Raw genomic sequence first — 16,577 nt, 5'->3', positions numbered from 1 at the left:
TCTAATGGTGTATTGTTAATTCACTTAAAATGATGGAAGAGTAAAGGCTCACATAGTCTAGGCTCAGGTTTTAGGCTCAGACAGCCTCACTTTAAAACTCTTTAAAACTATATTTTTGCGGATATTCAAAGTAATGGGAAAAGTAATAGCAACAGTAAATATGAAGGGTGGGGTCGGTAAAACCACCTTAACTGTCAATATTGCCACCTGCTTGGCGAAAATCCACCGCAAAAAGGTTTTAGTCGTTGATTTAGATACCCAAATCAGCGCCACGCTCAGCATGATTTCACCAGCCGAGTTTGCTAAATGCCGCAAAGAAAATCGTACCTTGCGAAATCTAGTTAGTCAGGCGATCGCGCGTTACGGTGTCCAGATTAATGATCCAGAAGAAAGAGTTTACCAAATCAAAGATCTTGTAATTCCCCATGTCTGCAAAGTCCAAGGCTTAGATCTCTTAGTTGGTGATATTGATCTATACGATGAGTTTCTCGTATCAGAAATGCTTTATAACCGATCGCTCCTATACGAAGAAAAGCAAACCTTTCAGCAAACTTGGAGTAAGTTTGAGCAAACTTTAATTAAAGGAATCCTTGCTCCTGCTCTTAAAAGTTATGATTTCATCATTCTCGATTGTGCCCCTGGTTATAACTTAATTACGCGCAGTAGCATTGTGGCAAGTGATTTTTACCTAATGCCTGCAAGACCTGAGCCTCTGTCTGTAGTCGGTATTCAGCTATTAGAAAGACGTATTGAGCGACTACGTGAAGTCTATCGAGAAGACAATTCGGTTAATATTCAACTTTTGGGAATTGTGTTCAGCATGTCGGCTGGCTTTACATTGAGCAGATATTACCAAAAAGTAATGGATCGTGTAGCAGCAGACTTTAGCACCGCTAAGATTTTTAAAACTAAGATTCCCAATGATGTAAATATTGCTAAAGCCGTAGATAATTTCATCCCTGCATCTCTATCTAATCCCAACTCAGGTGGTGCGAAAGCTTTTGCTGAAGTAACTGTCGAGCTTTTGAAAAAGCTAGAAGTCTCTCTAGGAAAGAAAGAACAAACATCAAGATTGAGCTTAGTTGATTTAGAATAAAATAATTTGAATTAATTCATGTTTATACTATCTTTATGAATCTTAATTCAAACAACCCTAGAGTTTTAGGAAGACTTTTAGAAGAATTATCGTGGGTTGGTAATACAATTAAAGACTATCGGGAAGGAGGGCGTGGATTTGAGAACGTTCTTACTGCCGAAGTACTTCAGTCTCTTGATTTTCTTCCTCGGCAATCTTTCTTAGGTTCTGTAGTTGAAGTTTCGCAAGGTGCAATAGAAGCGCGTAAAAAACTACGAGAAGAAATCGAACAAGCAGAATTTACTCTTTTACCTGGAAATTTTTATCTTATCCCAAGTGCTAAACTACATCGAAATGGTCTAGCTGTTCAACCTGACGGGATTATTCAAACGCCAAGCAATTTTGTCGTGATTGAAGCTAAAAGAATTAAAAAAAGTTCATTTCAAAAAGAGCAATTAGCGCGAGAGTTTGTTTTAGTTATGAAAGAGGCATTGCTTAGGAATCGTCAGCCAATATTATGGCTTATTTTAGGTTCTGAGACTCCTGTATCGGTCTTGGGTCATGGGAAATTAACTCCTGTTGATGCAATTGAACTTCATCTTGAATCTGTACTACAACGTGCTGAAAATCACGATTTTAACAAGTCTGTACTTTTGGAGAAAGCTCATGAAGTAGTTTGCTGGACAACTTGGAAAACAATATCTAATGTAGTCTCAGAACAATTCCGCAGTCTTTATATTCCTGATGAATCAGTTAAAGCTTGTGTGCAACGACTCGTTAGCTCAATTGTTCAATCAATCGAGTGGCATTCATAGATAGTTTTTCGATAAAGCTTAGCTTCTCGACCAACAAATTTTGATATACATAACAGAATTAGGAGTTTGACTTATGCTGATTCAGAAGATTGTCCAAGAACTGCAAGATATACCAGAAGAGAAACTTGCCGAAATTTATGACCTAATTCATTACTTTCGACTTGGCTTAGGAAAAGAGCCTTTACAGCCTCGTACCCCTGGTTTACTGACAGGAAAACTTGGTGACGCTTTCTTTGAGCCATTGCCAGAAGAGGAACTTCAAGAATGGGAATGAGTTATCTAATTGACACCCATATTTTACTGTGGTGGATCTTTAACGATCCAAAACTAAATAACGAGTGTAGAGAAATCATTAGCAATCCAGACAATACGATTATCGTTAGCAGCGCATCTGCTTGGGAAATTGCGACCAAATACCGTATTGGCAAACTACCTGAAGCAAAACAAATTGTTGAGCAATATTCACAGATATTACGGCAAGCGAAATTTAGCGAACTGGAGATCGCTACAAATCACGCGCTTAGAGCAGGAAGTTTACCGATAGCCCACCGAGATCCATTTGATCGGATGATTATGGCTCAAGCTGAAATCGAAACCTTACCAGTGATCACCTATGATGCAGCTTTCCGAACTGGACTAATTCAAGTAATCCCTTACTAAGGTTATTTAATCAGACAATGAAAAATCTGCTTTTTAATCTAGGCTTAGCAACACTCTCTACCCATGAGTTGGATGCCGTTACTCAGGCAGAGTGGCATCTTCTCTATATTTTGAATAACCTGCCAGAAACAATCGCAGCAGACAGTTTTGTAGTTGCTCATGTTCCATTATTTACGATTATTTTTTGGTTGGGATTTAACGGGAATCCTAAAGTTAGGGAATGGGCAAGAATTATCTTTAGCTTGTTTTTGATTATTCATGCAGGATTACATAAAGCTCTCGAAAATCATCCCCTATATACTTTTAACTCACTGATTTCAAAATGTTTGATTTTTGGGGCAGGATTAATTGGTTTGATGTACTTAATTACTTTGACAGGAGAGAGATTTGCTTATTCGCCAAAAACTGAAACCCAAAACTCCGCTAATTAAAAAGATGCTACATCAGAAAGTAAATTACCATGACGATAACGCTCTCTGTAGGAGACTTTGCTAATCGTAAAAAGTCTAACATGAAGACTGACGAGGTGTTTTTTGTGTCAGGAATTTTGTGGCTAGATGAAAAGGAAGCAAGACTTTATAATTGGCAGGATGACCAATCTATAGCCATTGCTGATGATGAAGCCTATGTAAAAATGCGATCGCACTTCTCTGGTGATTATCTTGATGATGTATTATTACAAGCTTGGGTAAGCGATCGCGATGATTGGCTAGAAATTTATAATGTGTATTGGTTTGCTTGTAGAGATAGAAAACATCCTGTTAAATGGAGTGATGAGATTTCTGTAAGACCATTGCCAGCACAGTATGATTATTTTCGTTGATTTATCAACTCTTGGAACTATGACGTTAAAACTATGCACAATCATCTCCAGAAATTAGAAAGCGATCGCCCTCCTCTCCAAACCACTAAAGCTTGTCACCATTGTGAAGGTAAAGGCTATATATCAATTCGTGATTGCTCTGGTGAAATTCAACGTGAAGAAACCTGCTCATTTTGCAATGGTTCAGGCAAAATCGAAGTAGAGATGTGACTCTAAGCATAAAATACGCTTGTGTACTTATGGTGACTATGCCAACATCGAATAAGAAAAAGGTCAAGGCTTTGATTGGGTAAGACAATGAAACGCTCTTTGTTAATAACTGTTGCTGCGATCGCCTTATTAGGAATTGGTTGTGAGTCTCAAGTTATTCCAACTCCTAACGCTCCTGTAGCTAGTCCCACAGCAAGTAATGCTCCAAAGAATCAAGCGATCGCCAAAGTATCCTTGATTGAAGATAAGCCTGTATTTGTCACGCCTTATCAAAGTCCAAAATCCAAAGAAATTGATGCTCAAGTTGGAATGGATTTATATGTAGCTGATACAGTACGTACTGAGGCAAATGGTAAAACACAGGTTGAGTTTAATAATGGCATAGGTTTTCGGATTGGCGGCAATGCGGTTTTACAAATTCAACCTCAAAATCGATTACATCTTAAGTCAGGGAGAATGATTACTTGGGTTAAACCAGGGTTGAACGTGCCAACAGAGATCTATACCAATTATGCAACTGCCTCTATTCGAGGTACAACCGCCTTTGTGGAAATCCCAAAAGATATTAATCAAGGCATTCGATTTTTCTCTTGGGAAGGGACGGTGGTGGTTAAGCTGCCTAATCAGCCGAAAGAGATTGTTTTACTAACAGGTGAAGAAATAATTTTAAAGCCCAATTCTTCGACCCCTCCAGTTGTCAGACGGATGGATCTAAATGAGTGGAAAGAAATCTCTAAAACAAGTCAGTTGTTGAGAAGCTTTTCTTCTCCCTTACCTACCCAAAAGATTATTGATAACCTTGTTCCTGGACAGGCGAGCCTTGATCAAGCTCCTCCAGCTATACAACCTAATGTTAGGGATAGCCAAGAAAATCAAGATAATTTGGACAGACCCAAAGATGAAGATGATGCCGACAGTGATGATGATGATGACGAATAAATTGATCCTTCTTTAGGTTCATTGGTAATTGCTATAAGCAAATCTGTTAAACACTCTTAGGACATAAAACCCAAAAGATGAGTGGCGGTGCGAAGCGCCGCCACTCATCTTTTGGGTTTGTAAAACTTACATTGCTATATGGGCTTGGAATTTATCTCAAACTTGGACTAAGCTTACTAAATCTATAAGCTTGTGTAAATAACCATTATCGTAAGCGTAGTTACATAGCAAGGTTTTATATAAATTCGTAAGCTTGTATTTGTTTGCAGTGATAAGACAATGTCAATGTCTTATCACTGCAAATTTTGGGGACATCTATTTAGTCTACAACTGAGATAGAGAGTCTATTAATAGGTCTATTTGTAAGACTTAAAGTCTTAATATTAGGCAAAATTAGAGATCTCTAATTTTGCTATCTAATCAAATAAACGATATATCTGTCATATCCAAAGCTGAAGGAAATTCGTTAAGATAAATAGGAACTATTTGCAAGTAGAGTTAATGGATCGGCAACGTAGAAAAATATTAGAGTTAGGTCTGGGTGGGATGGGATTAATCGGAGGGGCGATCGCCTGTAGCCCGATCTCACTAAATCGCAATAACGAACCAGATAAATCTTCAAGCATTCCACCCAAACAGATTGTGATTCCTATGATGCAGCTTAGTGAGGCATCTCAACAAAGAGTCAAGAGCAGTGGACTTGATCCAATCGCTGCTTTACGAGAATTTGACTATGGAAAGGTTTCTCAAGAGAATGGACGCACGGTGCGCGAGTTTCAGCTAACGGCGAAATCGAAAACAGTAAAGTTAGATGCTGCCACTGACTTTATTACTTGGAATGTAAACGATCGCGTACCAGGTCCAACCTTAAGAGCAACTGAAGGCGATCGAGTGCGAATTGCTTTTGCAAATAAAGGGGGGCATTCCCATTCATTACACTTTCATGGTGAACATCCATCGGAAATGGATGGAGTTAAACCAATCCGCAACGGGGCAGCCACCATTTATGAATTTGATGCGATGCCATATGGAGTCCATCTCTATCATTGCCATATTGAACCAGTAACACGTCATATTGGCAAAGGCTTGTACGGAATGTTCATCATTGATCCACCAACGCCTCGACCACCTGCGGATGAAATTGTTTTAATCATGGCTGGATATGACACGAATGGAGATGAACGCAATGAAATGTACGCTTTTAATGGGTTGCCACACTTTTATATGCAGCAACCGATCGCAGTCCAACAAAATCAGCTATTGCGGTTATATATTCTTAATATGATTGAGTTTGACCCTGTGGCAACATTTCATGTCCATGCCAATATGTTTCAGGTTTATCGCACAGGGCGCACTATGACTCCTAGCGAAGAAACTGATGTAATTACAATGGGGACAGCAGAACGACATATTCTTGAGTTGACATATCGGTTTACAGGCAAATATATGTTTCATCCACACCAAGATGCGATCGCCGAAGCTGGGTGTATGGGGCTATTTGACGTAGTTGCTAGTTAAAGATAATCAGCACTTTTTATTTGCCAAAATACTTATTGGTACTTATTGATAATAATTAGCAAGTTTTGTGTTCTAATATTTGTAGATCCCTTATTGCAAATTAATAGCATTATCTAGTTTTTCGATTCTTCTTCTTCCCCATTTAGCTATCTCCATGTCTTATATTTTTTCTCTCGTTAAAAAGTTATTTCAAGCTGTAATTAAAACCAAAGCGTTTTTGCTACTGTTTTTACTCTCTGTAGTAGGTGCGATCGCGATTTCAGCCTGTACCAATGAACTAAAAGTAAGTAATCCTCCAACAACAAGTGCTCCTAGCACAACAGTTGAGACTAAGAAGGAGTCGGTCAAAGACTCAGCAATGGTTATGCCTAGCAGTAGTAAGGGCAAAATCAATATTAACGAAGCAATTTTGTCGGAGCTAGATAAGGTTGAAGCTAAATTGGGGATTGCTGGGTTGTCTAACAAAATTCAAGCAGCACGACCCTATACCAAGATTGAGGATCTTGTATCAAAAAAGGTGATTACCGCAGAGCAGTTTGAACAAGTTAAAGACATGGTTAGTATTGAAACTGTTGTCTTGACAGGTGAAGCCAAGGAAGTGGACTATTTGACAAAACTTGGCTTGATGAAAGGTCATATGATTGTTGCAAAAGAATTGCTTGATCTTCAGAAGCCAGACCAAGCTCTTCCTCACATCGAACATCCTGTCGAAGAAATTTATGCTGATGTCGAAGCTCAACTTCAAGAGCGCAATGTCAAAGAATTTAAGCAATCTTTGATCGATTTACAGCAGTTGGTAAAGTCTAAGCCCAACGATCCTACTCTTGCGGCTAAGTACAACGAGTCAATAGCTAGTATTGATCTGGCGATCGCCGCAATTCCAGAAGCTCAACGCCAATCACCTAAGCTTGCTCTGCAGGTGATTAACTCGATTCTCGATACCGCAGGGACTGAGTATATGGCAGCGATCGCCAATGACAAGATCAAAGAGATCATTGAATATCAAGATTCTCTCGGCTTCACGATCTATGTTGAGCAATTGTATAAGAGCATTGCCCCGACTATGGAAAAAGAACATCCCGATGCTCACAAGCAGTTCACCGCAAGTCTAGAAAAGCTAAAATCTGCTTATCCAAGTCCAATTGCCCCAGAAAAACCAGTTTTATCAGTTGCTGATATGTCAGCACTAATCAAAACAAATGAACAAACCTCTGCCAAAGTTTATGCAAAACAATAAATATTTGATGGCAGATATAGCTATAGACATCAATGTTAAGACAAAGCCAAAACCCAAAAGAGAGTTGCGGCGCGAAGCGCCGCAACTCTCTTTTGGGTCTTATGTCCTGACTTGGCTGGCTATAGCTATATATTGGTTCTATCGTCAAAATAAAACATAGAAACTGGTCAAACGGCTCAGCCGTTTGACCAGTTTCTATGTTTTTTATGTGAATACAAATTATTAAATATAATCCAAAAATTCTATGGACCTCAGTTTAACTCTTCCAACCTTTGTGATTACCTTGCGTGAGGGGGTTGAAGCTGCGTTAGTAATTGGCATTGTCATGGCATATCTCAAACGTGCCAAGCGATCGCATCTTAATCGATGGGTATTTACAGGTATCGGTGCTGGACTCATAATTAGCGGACTAGTTGGCATCTTATTTAATTGGTTTATGCAAAGTTTTGGTAGTAGTAATCCTTCTGTATCACCAATTTTTGAGCCATTACTCGAAGGTTTGTTTAGTGTTGCTGCGATCGTCATGTTGACTTGGATGTTGATCTGGATGACCAAACAAAGTCGGGCGCTTAAAGGAGAAATTGAAGGCTCGATATCCAATGTGTTAGGCAAAGGTCAAAAAGCTGGCTTAGGAATTTTTGGACTTGTCTTATTTGCAATTTTGCGTGAAGGTTTTGAAATCGTTTTATTTATTTCTGCAAAATTCCAAGAAGGATTAATGCCAGCGATCGGAGCCGTAAGTGGGATTGCTGCTGCTACGGCGATCGCTGTAGCTCTATTTAAATTTGGAATCAAGATTAATATTCGCGCCTTTTTTAAAATCATGGGATTTATGCTGCTATCGATTGTTTCAGGCTTAGTAATCTCTGCTCTGGCGCATTTTGACACTGCTTTACGAATTTTGTCCCAGAGCGATCGCAAGTCCGAATCAATTTGTTTGTTTTACGAGCATTTTGTCCGTGAGCATTCCTGTATTCTTGGCAATATGGTTTGGGATAGTAGCAAAGTTTTACCTGCCGAAAAATTTCCGGGCGTAATTCTTAGTTCTCTATTTGGCTACACTGACAAACTTTATCTGGTCCAAGCGATCGCCTATGTCATATTTTTTGCTGTTGTTGGCACAATTTATTATCGAAGTTTAGGCGATCGCCTAACAACAAAATAAAAAAATGGTTCTGCTTTGCAGAACTATTTTTTTATTCAACTATGAGGGGAAATGCCTACCGCTCTGCGGTGTGAGTAGATTCTAGTAAATGAATAACCCCGTCGCAGGTAGACGGGGTTATTCATTTTGTTTTGAAAGGTTAAATTTTAGCTATTGCTTCTCCAACCTAGACAAACCTATGATGAAATCTAGATGAACTCTAATTTGCGAGAAAATTTCCATGGCTAATATTCGTGAAGTAACAGGTGACCCAAATGAATTTTGGAGTGAGCTAAGCTGGGCTGATCTCACCAGTGATGAGCAAGCGGTCTGGACTCAATTAGGCTGGACTGAGGAAAGCTGGGATGAGGAGGAGGATTTTCCTGAATGGGATGACTTGTCTAGCGAAGATAAAAAACTGTGGGGTATCCTTGGTTGGAGTAAGGCTAGCTGGGAGGGAGAAGATGACATTCCTGAGTCAGCCGAAAAACTCTGGGAAGATCTGACCAGTGAAGAACAAGCAGCCGCTACAGAGCTTGGCTATACCCCAGAAAAATGGGATGACGAGGAAACCGAGTAAATCTTATAGCGCTTTGCGCTCAAAAATAAACAAGAGATTTTTTGAAAGTTTTGCTTTGCAGGACTTTCAAAAAATCTCTTGAGGTTCGTTTGATTGGTAATTGCTCAGCAAACTACAGTTAACAACTAGTTGCTGACTATGTTTTTTGGGTGATCGCTATAATTTTAAAATTTTGATCATAAATTTACCCATTTCGCGTTAGAATAGCAAAGCCCTTTGGGGGTATGGCGGAATGGTAGACGCTACGGACTTAAAATCCGTTGATCGTAAGGTCGTAAGGGTTCAAGTCCCTTTACCCCCACTTCATAGATATTTCGGAAAGTATTGCCAAGCAATACTTTCCGAAATATGGAATTCACAAAAAAGAGACTACTGTGCAAAGCACAGTAGTCTCTTTTTTGTGAATTAGTTACCATGCATCAATAATTTTCTGCATAGTTGGCTTTTTAATTACATCAACTTTACTCATTAAGTCTGATATAGATTGAAACTTTTGATCGGGTTGCTGCGATCTTTGTGTGTGAATTGGCTTAGCAAGATTACGTTTACTTGGTTTTAATTGAGATAGCTTACGTTCTAAGTCTGCAACATTCATTGTATTTAGATCATTGAGAACCTGTAAGCTCTTCGGATTATTTTCCTCGATATCTTTGTTTTTGCTAGTAGTAGAGCGTTCTGTTTTAGCTTTTGTTTTAGCTGGCTTCTCAGTTTTACTAGTTCTTTTCGATACTGATTCAGTAGGTAAATCAATAGGTTGTATCGGTTGTATCGGTTGTATCGGCGGCTCAGTATTTTTGTTATTGGTTAATAATAACGATCGCCTAAAATCTAGTAAATGCGTATCCAACTGCTGTGTCATTTGCGTAGCAAATGCTTGGAAACTAGAGCTTATACGTTCTTCGATAATGCGATCAATGGTAGTAGCAAGTTTTTTTTCTAAACGCTCAGCGATCGCCTGTTCAACTTTGGCTAAATCTAGTTCTCGATCATCTGATTTATTGGGCGGTGCAATATTCTCAGGTGCAGGTAAAGAGAGCGATCGCAAGAAGTTATATTGCTCAAGAATCGTTGACTCTAAATTTGGCGATACAACATAGGCGCGGATTGCTGTGAACTGCTCATCTATTTCCTGCGCTTTAATTGCTGCGTAATATTCAAAATGACCTTCCAAAACTTCAAAAGCGATCGGTGAAACTTTGCGGACAAGGATAGGACTAACCGTATCACCAGCTTTTAAAAATAAATTTGCAAGATTCTCAACTTGATGGGCTGGGAATTGAGAATTAGATATTGCTGGCGGAGTAATTGTATCGAGATCGATGGAAGAAGTTAATAGACTCATGCACTTAATCCTACTTTTTCAAGAACTTCATTAGCTAACTCTTCAAACTCAGCAGCAGATATCGAGTCGGGCTTAAAGTCAAAAATCGACTTAGGATCAGGAATTTGGCGATCGCCTTCAAATACAAAATTATCAATGGCTCTTGATAAATCTTCGCGTTGGAAGATTCTGGTCTCTAACACAGGGAAGCCATAGCGTTCTTCAACTACCTTTTCTTGTTTAGGCAAAGTTGCTTTGATGTAATTGGCATTAGTCAAGATTTTGGAAGGTAATACACCTAAAACCGCGATCGCAGGTTTATTGATGAAAGTCCGAAACTCATCAATTTCTTCGACAAAGTTTTTGACATTGCGTAAACCTTCATTAGCAAAAGGTTTGAGGTCGGAGGGGATGATCAAATAATCGCAGGCAATGAGTGCAATTTTGGCATAGAGATTTAGAGATGGCGGCGTATCGATCAGAACTACATCATAGTCATCTTTTACTAGTTCCAATTTCTTGACTAAATGGGTTTTAGAACTATCCTTATCAACTAATCTTGCCTCTTGCCAAATCAAATTAATATGCGCGGGAATGACATCGACTGGGGGATAAGTAAAGGTACTCTTGAGCGCAATTTCAGGGATATAGTTGGATTTGGGATAGAAGACAACATTGTAAATATTGCTATCCTTGAGCGTATCTTCTTCTTCAGTGTCAAACTTCATTAGCCCTGCGGCATAGGTAGTATTTGCCTGACTATCAAGATCAATAATGAGAACTTTTAAACCTTTACGACTAATCGCCGCAGCGAGATTAATGGTAGTTGTGGTTTTGCCGACACCACCTTTGTTGTGATAGATCGCGATCGTTTTCATGGTTCTTACTTTTGGTTTGGGAGTAACAATTGAAGTTTGGAAAGATTGTGGCGGCGTAATAACTGATTTAGCAATCGGTGGGCTAGATTTATCTGTGGAACCAGCATTTTTAGGTTTAATTTCAGCTAATTTGTCTCTGCCAATAATATCCTTGATTTTTTCGATATTGTCAGTAATTTCTGCCCCTTGACATTGAAAATTTAGCTTGACCTGATTGCCCACAAGCTCATAAATCCGAAAATCTTTACCATTGGTTAACACCCCATACACAACTCGTAAGCGCGTTAAATAACGACTCAACCGCCGCACATGGGAGTCAAGATTGTGTTTCGGGTGCTTCGCCTCATCACCACACAAACCTTGGGAGCAGAGTCAGTAATGCTCGGAAATACCTGAGAAGTCAAAGCTAAAAAATCTAAGCGAATGCTCCCTAACGCAACTTCCTGATGCCATTTACTCGCATCATAACCAAGTGTAGGCAAAAGATACTGGACAATTAATTTACTTTCAACTTCGCTCTCATTGCGACAAAGCTTTGGATTGAAACTCACAGCAGCGCCATAATCCCCAAAAAATTAGATTCTTATCAATTATATCTACTTGTAGTCCCCATTTCACTAAATGTTCGCCATCTCCCCCAGTAATTATCACCTTGCTATCGGGAAATTGCGATCGCCAATCATCGATATAAGCTTGTAAACCTGCTAAAAATATGTGAGCAATTCCCGCTTGTATTGAGCTAGGAGTATCCAAGCCCCACCGACTTGGCAAGGTTTCAGGAATATGTACATCGGACAAAGCTGCCGTATTTTGATACAAACTCAAAAACTGCGATCGCAATCCTGCCACAATTGCCCCACCGACCAAAGCCCGATCCGTATCAATTCCCGTTAAAGTAATTGCTGTCCCCGCATCAATCACTAACACAGGATAGCCATAGATTTCCCCTGCACCATACGCCGCCAAAGCGCGATCGCATCCCATCGTTGCGTACAAACCTCGCAAAGGCACATCAGCAGTTTTAATAATTTGGGTTTGCGGTAGATAATGCCAACTTGTTAGTAAATCAGGTACTACTGAGGCGATCGCAATATTTGCAAAATCCCGATTCGCAAGCCGCGCTTCTAAAATTGGTAATTGGTCATGAGTAAAAGCATATTCCTCAAGAATTTGGCGATCATTACCAAAAATAACCGCCTTAATTCTGGTGTTGCCTATGGCGATCGCTAGATGATTATTTAAATGATTAGTCATCCCAAAACTTAACACTCAACATCGCCTCAATGTCACGGCTAAACTGCCATTGCTCAGGGATTTGATAGCCTTTTTTCTCATACTCATCCTTTACTTTGAGCAAGGCAAGTCCCCAAGCCACATCAAATAATTCATCCCAAAACCTTTTTAGGCTTGGCATATCATTGAGTTCGACCCTAATTTCAGCACGTTGTTCTCTAATAGTCCTTTCCCACCCATTGAACTCTTGAGGTATATCAACATAGATCCGCTTGATTAGATGTTCCAGCAAAGTTTTTAGCCGATTTCTAACCTCCTTTTTTTCAGAACGCCCCAATGATTCGATCTCCTCTATCAAGTTTTCCAAGTCCACATGGTCAAAATCCCTAGCCTTGAGCTTGGCTACAGTTTCTTCAGTCCACAGCAAAAAGTCTGTCTCATATAGAGAGGCATTGAGAGATTTACGAGTTATCGCCTGTGTCATTTTGATTTTGCTCCTTTGCCATAAAGTCCAAAGAAATTTTTGAAAGCGCCGCTTCGCAGCGCTTTCAAAAATTTCTTTGGATTTTGCTTCAGCGCTTCGTGCTGTAAGTGTAATTATAAAGGCATAGAATATAACTCTGTGCCTTCATCACGAATCAAGCAATCACAATGGACTTCGAGCCAGCCTACAGCCGCTATCCCCTTGCTACGGTCAATCAACGCCTCGGAGCGCTCATCGTAGACTTTTTAAGTTGTTGGTTTATTTCCGAATTAACCGTATCGATCCTATCGATTGACCCAGCTAATCCCCTGCATCTGTTTATCTTCATATCGACATGGTTTGTCTTTCGCGTATTTATCTCCGCACGCGCACAGGGACAGAGCTTTGGTAGATGGCTGATCAGCATTCGGGTGATTGATGCGGAATATGGCAAAACGGCTGGATTCGGCGCATTTATGAAGCGCGAGATTTTTGTCTTTGTTTGCTCCATTTTTCTGATTAAAACCATCACCTCGACCCTGATCGTCTTTGCATGGATTCCCTTTGTTGCCGATGCAGCCTTTGCGATCGTTGATAACGAAAAGCGCCAAGCCTTCCACGATCGCATTAGCGGCACAATTTCTATTCAAACCCGCAAAGGCTTTGCGATCGATGAAAAGTTAGGCAAACTTTTTAATCGAGCAGGGCAACAAGCGACTAAGCTCTATCAAAGTCGTCAAGAGCGTGATTTATATGAAGATGAATATAGCGCCCCTCGTCCCAAACCTAAGCGCCGCCCCCGCACAAAATCACGCCCACCCCAAGACTTTAATTTTGATCGAGAAAGTAATTTTGATCGCTCTTATCAAGACGATCCCTATGCTGAGCCTTTAGATCCACCCAAAAATGCTTATAAAGGCGATGTTGATGGTTTTGATAATTGGGATAAAGATGATTACCGTGATGATTTTGGCGATCGCCCAGATTCATATCAAGAGCCATATCAAGACGAGCCACCAATTAAGCGATCGGCTCGTCGTCCTAGACGGAGATAGTTGGCGATCGTCAGCACATTTCATGACGCACGCGGCTTGTCACGGATATTCATGCCATATAGAAACATATGGAGAATTTCGAGAGGCGACATCGGTGGACTATGAATCATGATGTCGTCATTGTTGGGATGAAGATGAAAACGTATATTGCGCTCATCGTTGTTATGATCTGGCAGATTCAGATCGATTCTTAGAAAAGGAACTTTAGTCTCTTCCTCTCTTTGAGGAAACCTTATTTCAAAGTCAAATCCTATAATTTGAGCAGGTCTACAGGTTTCATCGATAGTAATTGCAAAATCGAACCAACAACCATTGTGAAGTTTAAAATGGGGAATATCTTGAATGCGATTAAAGTTTTTCCCTCCACCCATAATTTCCCAATAGCCTTTTTTACTAATTTGGGATGATGCACCTTTTTTAAGCAATTTACGAATTTCATCTTGCTTGGCACTTAAAATCTTTTCATCACTGGCAGTTGTTAAGCATTTTAAAATTTCTGCCCATAAAGAAGTTGCATTTTTTACTTCAAGGTATGTGTTACTTAGAGCGCGTTCTTGAATTTCAACACATATCTTTTGCCAATTACTTTTGTCGCTCAAGTAAGTCACCTCGATTAAGTAAAATCAGCCACTCCCCATATTCTGGATCGGTTGGAAGTTGACGATTTTCCGCTAAAGCAATCACTTCGTCATTAGTTTTACCTGTCCATTCTTGTAGTGCCGCTAGACGGCGATCGCATTCTTCATCACTTAGTATTTCTGCATCTTTTTTTAGATAATATATTCTTGCACCTAACCAACTTACAAAATTAGGGGCATTATGGAGCATTAAGTAATTGGCTTGTTCAGAAATTACAAGTAACCCTCCCTTATTACCTTTATCTAATCGACTTCTCAAAGCATCGAAATTTTTCCATTCGTTATTATCCCAAGTATCTAATTCCCACAGCAAAAAATATTCTTCTGAGGCTTCGCTAATATCATTAATTAAAGCTCTTGCACCAGATTTACCAGATATAGTAGCCGTACTACATTCGCTAAAAATTTCGATAGTATCTTGCAAATCTGTAATTATCGATTGCATATCATCAATATCAACAACAAGAACCATCCAGATATTTCCATCTGGTCGCGCTCCAATTTTTTGCAATAACTCATCTATAGAAGATAGTTTATTATTCACATCTAAAAAAGATAATAAATTATCCATTAGCCACACTCGCAACCATATTTTCGATTATTGGAGCTAATATCGGGTGAACAACAAACCGTTGTCGTGGATGTCTATACTCCAAGATATGCCCTGTCAGCAACATTTCAAAATCTTCACTTGTACGCGGAAAGAAATTTTCTCCAGTCAGGACTTGCCGAAGAATATTTACATTAGATTCTGTTAATCCAATTATTTTTGACCGTGCTAGAGATAAAGCTGCTTGGTTTGCGTGTTTTTCTGTAATCTTATCTGAACCATCCATGTATGCCTCCTCAATTGAAGCTTGGCAAAGAGACATCAAATCTCGTAGGACTCCACCAGATTTGAAGGTCAAAAATTGTCTTACATCTGGGTTAATAAGATTTTCAACATCTCTCACTTTTATGACATCTGCAAAGAAATCCTGTACTTCAACACTTTCAAAAACATCAAGATAGGACAAGTAGTAGGATGAACTATCGAAACTTGTAATATTTTCTCTCTTCTTATAAATCGTTACAACAGATCCAACTAAAACCGAACCACCCCCAGCATTTTTAATTTCAACTATATCGTTTAAAGTGGCATCAATAAAAACTTGTGAGTCACTCAATCGGTCTAAGCCATCAAAAAGGAAAATAATTTTGCGTCCTATTTTTTCTTGAGTAGCTTTATATAGGGCAGAAAAAGCTCGTAAAACTAGATCTTTATTTTCCTGCTTTTCAGTAGAGAGTAATCCTTTATGATTTGTAACTATTTCTCTTGAAGAAGATATCGCTCGGAATATAGCTGAAGAGGCATTAAGGCTTTCGCTCAAAGATGGAAGAATTTTTATCTCATTGTAACCATAAGCCGCATTTTCAATTATCTTTTTGCAACTTTTTAATTTGCTTTCCTCAATATCACCCAAGATTTTTAGTAATTCAAGTCCTGCGATCACTATTAGAGCACCAGACTTAAGATCGGAAATATCGGTAACAAGACTAACATCAACATAAATAGCTTTAATGTCTTCCAATTCATTTAAAGCCTGTTGTGTTAATAGTAACTGCGTTGTTTTTCCCGATCCAATACCACCAAATAACAAATGAGCCGAAGAGGGGCGGAGCGCAATTTTAGCTGTAATCACTGCCACAGGATTATTTGGCAGATTGACGTAAAATCCTCGTTCAACAGCGCGTTGAGGATTAGAAGTACCTTCAAAAGCTGACATCAGCCTGCGGAAAAATTTCAGGCGATCGGACATAACATTTTTAATGAAAGGTTAGTGTTTATATATTAACGGATTAATTGCTGGGCTGAAATCATAGAGGATTTATAGCGCCCGTAGATACTGTCTTAAGCACCAAAAAGTCAAGAGGGAATTTGGACAAAATTAGGATCGAAAGAACGCTGAGACTTGAGAACACCAAAGACCTGCCGCAATAGCTTGTGC

The 16,577-nt window shown here is 39.4% G+C and carries 21 protein-coding genes and 1 tRNA gene; 14 read left to right on the top strand and 8 right to left on the bottom strand.

Going from position 1 to position 16,577, the window contains the following annotated elements:
• Positions 1 to 133 precede the first annotated feature (133 nt).
• From B9G53_RS10275 to B9G53_RS10215, 13 genes are all read left to right on the top strand, one after another.
• Positions 134 to 1,096, top strand: coding sequence for a ParA family protein (locus B9G53_RS10275; protein ID WP_094531831.1), 963 nt, complete (start codon positions 134 to 136; stop codon positions 1,094 to 1,096).
• A gap of 35 nt (positions 1,097 to 1,131) precedes the next feature.
• Positions 1,132 to 1,890: a hypothetical protein gene (locus tag B9G53_RS10270; RefSeq protein ID WP_094531829.1), complete on the top strand. Its 759-nt coding sequence runs from the start codon at positions 1,132 to 1,134 to the stop codon at positions 1,888 to 1,890.
• Between the two features lie 73 nt (positions 1,891 to 1,963).
• A complete protein-coding gene (locus tag B9G53_RS10265) occupies positions 1,964 to 2,164 on the top strand; it encodes a hypothetical protein (protein ID WP_094531827.1) in 201 nt (66 codons plus the stop codon).
• Entirely contained in the window at positions 2,155 to 2,550 is a 396-nt protein-coding gene (locus tag B9G53_RS10260) for a type II toxin-antitoxin system VapC family toxin (RefSeq protein WP_094531825.1), read from the top strand. The genes B9G53_RS10265 and B9G53_RS10260 overlap by 10 nt, the downstream gene beginning before the upstream one ends.
• A gap of 17 nt (positions 2,551 to 2,567) precedes the next feature.
• Positions 2,568 to 2,981, top strand: a complete 414-nt coding sequence (locus B9G53_RS10255) for a DUF6713 family protein (RefSeq protein WP_094531823.1) — start codon at positions 2,568 to 2,570, stop codon at positions 2,979 to 2,981.
• A gap of 29 nt (positions 2,982 to 3,010) precedes the next feature.
• Positions 3,011 to 3,373, top strand: coding sequence for a hypothetical protein (locus tag B9G53_RS10250; protein ID WP_141211757.1), 363 nt, complete (start codon positions 3,011 to 3,013; stop codon positions 3,371 to 3,373).
• A 33-nt stretch (positions 3,374 to 3,406) separates the two neighbouring features.
• On the top strand, positions 3,407 to 3,583 hold the full coding sequence (locus tag B9G53_RS27325; RefSeq protein ID WP_176453172.1) for a hypothetical protein: 177 nt from the start codon (positions 3,407 to 3,409) through the stop codon (positions 3,581 to 3,583).
• Between the two features lie 87 nt (positions 3,584 to 3,670).
• On the top strand, positions 3,671 to 4,522 hold the full coding sequence (locus tag B9G53_RS10245) for a FecR family protein (RefSeq protein ID WP_094531819.1): 852 nt from the start codon (positions 3,671 to 3,673) through the stop codon (positions 4,520 to 4,522).
• A gap of 501 nt (positions 4,523 to 5,023) precedes the next feature.
• Complete coding sequence (locus tag B9G53_RS10240) at positions 5,024 to 6,040, top strand: multicopper oxidase domain-containing protein (protein WP_094531817.1); 1,017 nt, start codon at positions 5,024 to 5,026, stop codon at positions 6,038 to 6,040.
• A 154-nt stretch (positions 6,041 to 6,194) separates the two neighbouring features.
• A complete protein-coding gene (locus tag B9G53_RS10235; RefSeq protein WP_094531815.1) occupies positions 6,195 to 7,277 on the top strand; it encodes a helix-hairpin-helix domain-containing protein in 1,083 nt (360 codons plus the stop codon).
• A gap of 244 nt (positions 7,278 to 7,521) precedes the next feature.
• On the top strand, positions 7,522 to 8,442 hold the full coding sequence (locus tag B9G53_RS10225) for an FTR1 family protein (protein WP_094531811.1): 921 nt from the start codon (positions 7,522 to 7,524) through the stop codon (positions 8,440 to 8,442).
• Between the two features lie 220 nt (positions 8,443 to 8,662).
• Positions 8,663 to 9,001 (top strand): hypothetical protein, encoded by a 339-nt coding sequence (locus B9G53_RS10220; protein ID WP_094531809.1) that lies wholly within the window; start codon positions 8,663 to 8,665, stop codon positions 8,999 to 9,001.
• Positions 9,002 to 9,219: 218 nt separating this feature from the next.
• Positions 9,220 to 9,302, top strand: a tRNA-Leu gene (locus B9G53_RS10215).
• A 108-nt stretch (positions 9,303 to 9,410) separates the two neighbouring features.
• Here the strand turns inward: B9G53_RS10215 and B9G53_RS10210 are convergent.
• The 5 genes from B9G53_RS10210 to B9G53_RS10195 are packed head-to-tail and all read right to left on the bottom strand — an operon-like array spanning position 9,411 to position 12,917.
• Positions 9,411 to 10,343 (bottom strand): hypothetical protein, encoded by a 933-nt coding sequence (locus B9G53_RS10210; RefSeq protein WP_094531807.1) that lies wholly within the window; start codon positions 10,341 to 10,343, stop codon positions 9,411 to 9,413.
• On the bottom strand, positions 10,340 to 11,500 hold the full coding sequence (locus tag B9G53_RS10205; protein WP_254923619.1) for a ParA family protein: 1,161 nt from the start codon (positions 11,498 to 11,500) through the stop codon (positions 10,340 to 10,342). Before B9G53_RS10205 ends, B9G53_RS10210 begins: the two co-directional genes overlap by 4 nt.
• On the bottom strand, positions 11,497 to 11,751 hold the full coding sequence (locus tag B9G53_RS28460; protein WP_254923618.1) for a hypothetical protein: 255 nt from the start codon (positions 11,749 to 11,751) through the stop codon (positions 11,497 to 11,499). Before B9G53_RS28460 ends, B9G53_RS10205 begins: the two co-directional genes overlap by 4 nt.
• The gene (locus B9G53_RS10200; protein ID WP_094531805.1) at positions 11,720 to 12,454 is read right to left on the bottom strand and encodes a type III pantothenate kinase; all 735 of its coding nucleotides are present in this window, start codon (positions 12,452 to 12,454) and stop codon (positions 11,720 to 11,722) included. The genes B9G53_RS28460 and B9G53_RS10200 overlap by 32 nt, the downstream gene beginning before the upstream one ends.
• Positions 12,447 to 12,917: a DUF29 domain-containing protein gene (locus B9G53_RS10195; protein ID WP_094531802.1), complete on the bottom strand. Its 471-nt coding sequence runs from the start codon at positions 12,915 to 12,917 to the stop codon at positions 12,447 to 12,449. The genes B9G53_RS10200 and B9G53_RS10195 overlap by 8 nt, the downstream gene beginning before the upstream one ends.
• Before the next feature lie 167 nt (positions 12,918 to 13,084).
• On the opposite strand from B9G53_RS10195, the gene B9G53_RS10190 reads away from it, so the two are divergent.
• Positions 13,085 to 13,951, top strand: coding sequence for an RDD family protein (locus B9G53_RS10190; protein WP_094531800.1), 867 nt, complete (start codon positions 13,085 to 13,087; stop codon positions 13,949 to 13,951).
• Between the two features lie 20 nt (positions 13,952 to 13,971).
• Here the strand turns inward: B9G53_RS10190 and B9G53_RS10185 are convergent, their stop codons facing one another.
• The 3 genes from B9G53_RS10185 to B9G53_RS10175 are packed head-to-tail and all read right to left on the bottom strand — an operon-like array spanning position 13,972 to position 16,388.
• Positions 13,972 to 14,550, bottom strand: a complete 579-nt coding sequence (locus tag B9G53_RS10185) for a hypothetical protein (RefSeq protein WP_094531798.1) — start codon at positions 14,548 to 14,550, stop codon at positions 13,972 to 13,974.
• A complete protein-coding gene (locus B9G53_RS10180) occupies positions 14,534 to 15,160 on the bottom strand; it encodes an ABC transporter permease (RefSeq protein WP_094531796.1) in 627 nt (208 codons plus the stop codon). Before B9G53_RS10180 ends, B9G53_RS10185 begins: the two co-directional genes overlap by 17 nt.
• Positions 15,153 to 16,388: a hypothetical protein gene (locus B9G53_RS10175; protein ID WP_141211756.1), complete on the bottom strand. Its 1,236-nt coding sequence runs from the start codon at positions 16,386 to 16,388 to the stop codon at positions 15,153 to 15,155. The genes B9G53_RS10180 and B9G53_RS10175 overlap by 8 nt, the downstream gene beginning before the upstream one ends.
• Positions 16,389 to 16,577: the final 189 nt, after the last annotated feature.

This window comes from Pseudanabaena sp. SR411 (genome assembly GCF_002251945.1).
Classification (GTDB): Bacteria; Cyanobacteriota; Cyanobacteriia; order Pseudanabaenales; family Pseudanabaenaceae; genus Pseudanabaena.
This window is presented reverse-complemented; position numbering and strand designations above follow the sequence as displayed.

What these genes read in the sequence shown, in the direction of transcription:
- B9G53_RS10270 (WP_094531829.1), top strand. Translation starts at nt 1,132, where the DNA reads ATGAATCTTAATTCAAACAACCCTAGAGTTTTAGGAAGACTTTTAGAA.
- B9G53_RS10255 (WP_094531823.1), top strand. Translation starts at nt 2,568, where the DNA reads ATGAAAAATCTGCTTTTTAATCTAGGCTTAGCAACACTCTCTACCCAT.
- B9G53_RS10245 (WP_094531819.1), top strand. Translation starts at nt 3,671, where the DNA reads ATGAAACGCTCTTTGTTAATAACTGTTGCTGCGATCGCCTTATTAGGA.
- B9G53_RS27325 (WP_176453172.1), top strand. Translation starts at nt 3,407, where the DNA reads ATGCACAATCATCTCCAGAAATTAGAAAGCGATCGCCCTCCTCTCCAA.
- B9G53_RS10250 (WP_141211757.1), top strand. Translation starts at nt 3,011, where the DNA reads ATGACGATAACGCTCTCTGTAGGAGACTTTGCTAATCGTAAAAAGTCT.
- B9G53_RS10180 (WP_094531796.1), bottom strand. Translation starts at nt 15,160, where the DNA reads ATGGATAATTTATTATCTTTTTTAGATGTGAATAATAAACTATCTTCT.
- B9G53_RS10225 (WP_094531811.1), top strand. Translation starts at nt 7,522, where the DNA reads ATGGACCTCAGTTTAACTCTTCCAACCTTTGTGATTACCTTGCGTGAG.
- B9G53_RS10220 (WP_094531809.1), top strand. Translation starts at nt 8,663, where the DNA reads ATGGCTAATATTCGTGAAGTAACAGGTGACCCAAATGAATTTTGGAGT.
- B9G53_RS10265 (WP_094531827.1), top strand. Translation starts at nt 1,964, where the DNA reads ATGCTGATTCAGAAGATTGTCCAAGAACTGCAAGATATACCAGAAGAG.
- B9G53_RS10190 (WP_094531800.1), top strand. Translation starts at nt 13,085, where the DNA reads ATGGACTTCGAGCCAGCCTACAGCCGCTATCCCCTTGCTACGGTCAAT.
- B9G53_RS10195 (WP_094531802.1), bottom strand. Translation starts at nt 12,917, where the DNA reads ATGACACAGGCGATAACTCGTAAATCTCTCAATGCCTCTCTATATGAG.
- B9G53_RS10235 (WP_094531815.1), top strand. Translation starts at nt 6,195, where the DNA reads ATGTCTTATATTTTTTCTCTCGTTAAAAAGTTATTTCAAGCTGTAATT.
- B9G53_RS10275 (WP_094531831.1), top strand. Translation starts at nt 134, where the DNA reads ATGGGAAAAGTAATAGCAACAGTAAATATGAAGGGTGGGGTCGGTAAA.
- B9G53_RS10210 (WP_094531807.1), bottom strand. Translation starts at nt 10,343, where the DNA reads ATGAGTCTATTAACTTCTTCCATCGATCTCGATACAATTACTCCGCCA.
- B9G53_RS10260 (WP_094531825.1), top strand. Translation starts at nt 2,155, where the DNA reads ATGGGAATGAGTTATCTAATTGACACCCATATTTTACTGTGGTGGATC.
- B9G53_RS10240 (WP_094531817.1), top strand. Translation starts at nt 5,024, where the DNA reads ATGGATCGGCAACGTAGAAAAATATTAGAGTTAGGTCTGGGTGGGATG.
- B9G53_RS10200 (WP_094531805.1), bottom strand. Translation starts at nt 12,454, where the DNA reads ATGACTAATCATTTAAATAATCATCTAGCGATCGCCATAGGCAACACC.
- B9G53_RS10175 (WP_141211756.1), bottom strand. Translation starts at nt 16,388, where the DNA reads ATGTCCGATCGCCTGAAATTTTTCCGCAGGCTGATGTCAGCTTTTGAA.